1 rRNA gene is annotated in these 255 nt (G+C 43.1%); it reads left to right on the top strand.

Annotated features, from left to right (window positions below):
- Window positions 1-148 precede the first annotated feature (148 nt).
- A 5S ribosomal RNA gene (rrf, locus tag KI338_RS17620) occupies window positions 149-255 on the top strand; the annotation flags it as partial.

The following is a 255-nucleotide window of genomic DNA, read 5'->3' as shown; positions in this document are numbered from 1 at the left end:
CGAGGACTTAACTAACTAGATGTCGTGCGTTACTCTTATTTAGTTTTTAGGGTATAAAGATTATTTTTTCCGAAACCCTTGCATTTCTCGAAGGAAATGCATATAATATATCTTGTCTTGATTTTTACAAACCTTTCAAGACGCTTTGTCTGGTGGCGATGGCGAGAAGGTCACACCTGTTCCCATACCGAACACAGAAGTTAAGCTTCTCAGCGCCGATGGTAGTTGGGGCATTGCCCCTGCGAGAGTAGGACG

Source organism: Ornithinibacillus bavariensis (genome assembly GCF_018333235.1).
In the GTDB taxonomy this organism is placed as follows: domain Bacteria; phylum Bacillota; class Bacilli; order Bacillales; family Amphibacillaceae; genus Ornithinibacillus; species Ornithinibacillus bavariensis.
This window is presented reverse-complemented; position numbering and strand designations above follow the sequence as displayed.